Below are 4,096 nucleotides of genomic sequence, written 5' to 3' on the forward strand. Positions count from 1 at the left end.
TGCGCGGGCCGTTGGCGTCTCGGCTACCCGCGTTGAGCCGCGATCAGATCGCCGTCATCGGCCCCCGCGACGAGGCGTGGCGTCGGCAGTTCAACGTCGGCACCCTCGCCGACACCGGAGTGTGGTTGGCGCCATTGGCCGCCACCGCAGCGGGCCCGGTCGACGTCGGGCGTTGCGCCGTGGCCGCCCTCGCGCGCCGGTGCTCACGAAGGTGGTTGCACGTCGACCTCGACGTGCTGGAGCCCGCCGAGTTCCCAGCGCAGGGCCTACCCGACGTTCCCGACGATCCCGGCGGCCTCACCTGGCCTCAGCTCACCGAGCTGACGACGTCGGTGGTCGGGGCTGGCGGCTGCCTTGGGTTCAGCATCGCCATCTACGACCCGGATCAGGACCCCGAATCACGTTGCGCCGCAGACATCGTGCGGTTCGTCGCGACGACGTTGGCCGCGCTCTAGCGCGTCACGGCGCGCCGAACGCGTACCGGTGGAACTGCGCCATCGTGCGCAGCCCCGGCACCCGGTTCATCACGACCGCCATGGCCCGGTAGGCGCCCGACAGCCGTGAGAACGCGTCTGACTCGAACACCGGCACCCACAGCAACAGACGCGTGCCGGGTACCCCGTCGAGGACGTCGCCAGGGCCCTTGATCCCCCAGTGCAGCGTCGCTCCAGCGCGGCGCACCACGGCGTTGGTCCACTGCGACTTGATGCCGAGCGGGTTGAACGCATCGAATTGCAGTTCGCCGGAGGGGAATCGGTCCACCACACGGCGCAGCAACGCCAGTCCGTCGTCCCCGGTGAGGTACATCGTCAGGCCCTCGCCGAGCACGAGCGTCGGCCGGTCGGCAGGAATCTCCGCCAGGTAGGCCGGGTCGGTAACCGATGCGGCGATCACGTGATGGTGCTCGCGTTGCGGATACAGCGCGGTGCGCAAGGCCGCGACGTCCGGATAGTCGACGTCGTACCACTCGACGTCGGGCCCTGGATCCAGGCGGAAGTAGCGACTGTCCAGCCCGCACCCCAGATGCACCACCCTGGCGATCGGGTGGACGGCGAGGAACTGGCGAGCCCACGCGTCGAAGTGGGCGGACCGCAGGCTCACCGACGGCGCGTTGCTTGGCGTCATCGCCGTCCGAGACCAGTCGTAGTCGAGGCGCGCGACGACGTCCTTGGCCCACGTGTCGTGCAGGACCGAGTTGGGCAGGTCGGCATCGAGCGCCTTGGCGTACAGCGTCGCGAGCATCGTCTGCGGCGCACCGGTCAGGTCCACGTGAATCTTCTCGGTCACGGCCCCCAGGCTAGGCTCCGAAGCCGCCACCCGCCGAGAGTCTGAACGTTCGGCCGCGGGTCGTTCAGCCGGTCTGCCTGCTCTTGCGCCTCGCCTCGCGCAGCCCCACCCAGAACGTCGCCGCCTCGCGGATGGACTCCTCGACGGGCCTTGGCTGCCAACCAAGTTCGCGTCTGGCCTTGCTGCAGTCGACCGGCGCCTCTGCACGCATGAGCCGCAGCGAGCCGATGGACATCTGTTCGTCGGTGCCCTTCAACCGCGCCTTGACACTGCCGAGCACTGCCATCGCCCACGACATCGCCAGCGGCACCGACCTGGTGGGCGCGGCCACCCCGGCCGCCTCCGCGGCGATGCGAACGACCTCGGCGTTGCTGATCATCTTCTCCGAGATCAGGTAGCGCTCGCCGATCCGACCCTTGTCGGCTGCGAGGAGCAAAGCCCTTGCGGCGTCCTCGATTCCGACGGCCTCCAGTTCGATGCCGCGCATGACGAACGGCAGCTTGCCGAACGCCGCTCCCGCGATGATCGCGCCGTGCGGGGTACGTCCAAAGTCACCGGCGCCGTAGGTCGTCGACACGCACATCGCCACGGCAGGAAGGCCACGCTCGCGGACGTACCGCATGACGAGGTCCTCGGCCTGAACGCGCGATCGCACGTACGGCGTCAGGCCCCTGAGCCGTTTGATCGGCGACGTGCCGCCTCCGTCGACGATCACGTCGTCCTCCGTCGCGACCCGGCCGCGCTTGCGTCCGACGGTGGCGTAACTGCTGGTGAACACGAACCTCTGAAGACCGGCGGCGACGTCCTTCTCGCAGGCGACCTCGAGCACGTTTCGCGTGCCCTCCACGTTCGTGTGGAAGAGGGGGGCCGGGTCCTTGAGCCAGCCCCTGGTGTCGACGACGCAGTAGTAGACGACGGCGCAGCCGGTCATCGCCTCGCGCAGGACCGCGTCGTCCCAGATGTCGCCGACGAAGCGCGTGACGCTCAAGTCGTCGATCCCGATGGTGTTGGCACCCGCCCGCACCATCACCCGGACGTCCTGCCCGTCGGCCACCAACTGCCTGGTCACGTGCGAGCCGAGGTATCCGTTGGCGCCGATCACCAGCGCGGGGCCCACGGCGGTCACCGACCCTGCCCGTACGCCGCCATCCACGCCGCCGCCTCCTCGGGCAGCGAACCGAGCTCCGTGGCCTTCTTGCACCACTTCACGGTCGCCGCGACGAACCGCAGCGGGTTGTAGACGTCTTCCTGGCGACGCCACTTCCCGTCGCCTGCGTAGGTGACGATGGAGAGGTTGGTGGCGCTGATGATCGTGCCGTCGCCGGGGTCGCGCATCGGGTTGTCGAGCTCACAGATGACCCGGCCTCGCGCTTCGTCGATGACGGTCCACAGCGACGGGAACGACGTCATGTAGCTGCCGGGGAAGGTCTCCATCGTCCTCCAGATCCACGCCCGCACCTGGTCGCGGCCACGCATGGTGCCCGCCGCGTGCTCGACGTAGACGATGTCGTCGGTGTACTGGTCAACCCATGGATCCCAGTCGCGGGTCTCGGCGGCCCTGCCGACGGTGGCCTCGAATTCGGCGAATGCCTCTGCCAGCTCGTCGACGCTGAAGGTGCTGCCCGTCACGATCAGAACTAGAACACGTTCTACCCTCTGTTGTCGAGGGCGACGGACCTGACCTGCGCGCAATTCGTCACCCGGCAGACGGCGCGGCTCGCGCACGCGTGCGACGCGGAACTTCTCGACGGCAGTCTCGGTTATACGAGTGCCAACTTTAGGAGGACCAGTGGCAGGCACGAATCCCACGACGTACAACAAGAACCCAGCAGCGGTGGACGCGCTGTCGCCCGAGCAGTATTCGGTGACCCAGAAGGGCGGAACCGAGCGGCCGTTCACGGGTGAGTACTGGGACAACCACGAACCGGGCATCTACGTCGACGTGGTGTCGGGCGAGCCGTTGTTCGCGTCGACCGACAAATTCGACAGCGGCTCCGGGTGGCCCAGCTTCACCAAGCCCATCGAAGCGGCCGACGGCACGGTCAACGTCACCGAAAAGCGCGACTTCAGCCACCTGATGCTGCGCACCGAGGTCCGGTCGACGCACGGGGACAGCCACCTCGGCCACGTGTTCAAGGACGGCCCGCGCGCCGAGGGCGGGTTGCGCTATTGCATCAACTCCGCTTCGCTGAAGTTCATCCACCTCGACGACCTCGAGACCGAGGGCTACGGCGAGTACACGACGCTCTTCACGGCACAGGAGGCACAGGCATGACGACCAAGACCGCGATCCTGGCAGGCGGCTGCTTCTGGGGCATGCAGGACCTGATCCGCAAGCAACCCGGCGTGGTGTCGACGAGGGTCGGCTATACCGGCGGCAAGAACGACCACCCGACCTACCGCAACCATCCCGGGCACGCCGAGGCCATCGAGATCGAATACGACCCGGCACGCACCGACTACCGCGCTCTCCTGGAGTTCTTCTTCCAGATCCACGATCCGACCACCAAGGATCGTCAGGGCAACGACGTCGGGAGCAGCTATCGGTCGGCGATCTTCTACACCGACGACGAGCAGAAGACCGTCGCGCTGGACACCATCGCCGACGTGGAGGCCTCCGGCCTGTGGCCAGGCAAGGTGGTCACCGAAGTGACCCCCGCGGTCGACTTCTGGGAGGCCGAGCCCGAGCACCAGGACTACCTGGAGAAGTACCCGAACGGGTACACCTGCCACTTCCCTCGGGCGGGGTGGAAGCTGCCGAGGCGGGAAACCGCTTCGCAGTAGCAATATCGACCGGAGCTGCCGCGAT

At 67.7% G+C, this 4,096-nt stretch carries 6 protein-coding genes; 3 read left to right on the forward strand and 3 right to left on the reverse strand.

What is annotated here, in order from left to right; all coding sequences use genetic code 11:
- Nucleotides 1–455: arginase family protein (locus ABW137_RS37060; protein WP_526408177.1), on the forward strand; the 455-nt coding region annotated here is incomplete at its 5' end.
- A 4-nt stretch (nt 456–459) separates the two neighbouring features.
- On the opposite strand, the gene ABW137_RS37065 is transcribed toward ABW137_RS37060, so the two are convergent.
- The 3 genes from ABW137_RS37065 to ABW137_RS37075 all read right to left on the reverse strand — a co-directional run bounded on the left by ABW137_RS37065 (nt 460) and on the right by ABW137_RS37075 (nt 2,916).
- The gene (locus ABW137_RS37065) at nt 460–1,287 is read right to left on the reverse strand and encodes a class I SAM-dependent methyltransferase (RefSeq protein WP_526408179.1); all 828 of its coding nucleotides are present in this window, start codon (nt 1,285–1,287) and stop codon (nt 460–462) included.
- A gap of 64 nt (nt 1,288–1,351) precedes the next feature.
- The gene (locus ABW137_RS37070; RefSeq protein ID WP_526408181.1) at nt 1,352–2,440 is read right to left on the reverse strand and encodes an NAD-dependent epimerase/dehydratase family protein; all 1,089 of its coding nucleotides are present in this window, start codon (nt 2,438–2,440) and stop codon (nt 1,352–1,354) included.
- On the reverse strand, nt 2,410–2,916 hold the full coding sequence (locus ABW137_RS37075; RefSeq protein WP_526408183.1) for a nuclear transport factor 2 family protein: 507 nt from the start codon (nt 2,914–2,916) through the stop codon (nt 2,410–2,412). The genes ABW137_RS37070 and ABW137_RS37075 overlap by 31 nt, the downstream gene beginning before the upstream one ends.
- A gap of 160 nt (nt 2,917–3,076) precedes the next feature.
- Here ABW137_RS37075 and msrB point away from each other — a divergent pair, with 160 nt between their 5' ends.
- A complete protein-coding gene (gene msrB, locus ABW137_RS37080) occupies nt 3,077–3,562 on the forward strand; it encodes a peptide-methionine (R)-S-oxide reductase MsrB (protein WP_526408185.1) in 486 nt (161 codons plus the stop codon).
- Nucleotides 3,559–4,071 carry a peptide-methionine (S)-S-oxide reductase MsrA gene (gene msrA / locus ABW137_RS37085; protein WP_526408187.1) on the forward strand — a complete coding sequence of 171 codons (513 nt, stop codon included), beginning with the start codon at nt 3,559–3,561 and terminating at the stop codon, nt 4,069–4,071. Before msrB ends, msrA begins: the two co-directional genes overlap by 4 nt.
- Nucleotides 4,072–4,096 lie beyond the last annotated feature (25 nt).

Source organism: Mycobacterium sp. (assembly GCF_040509115.1).
Lineage (GTDB): Bacteria > Actinomycetota > Actinomycetes > Mycobacteriales > Mycobacteriaceae > Mycobacterium.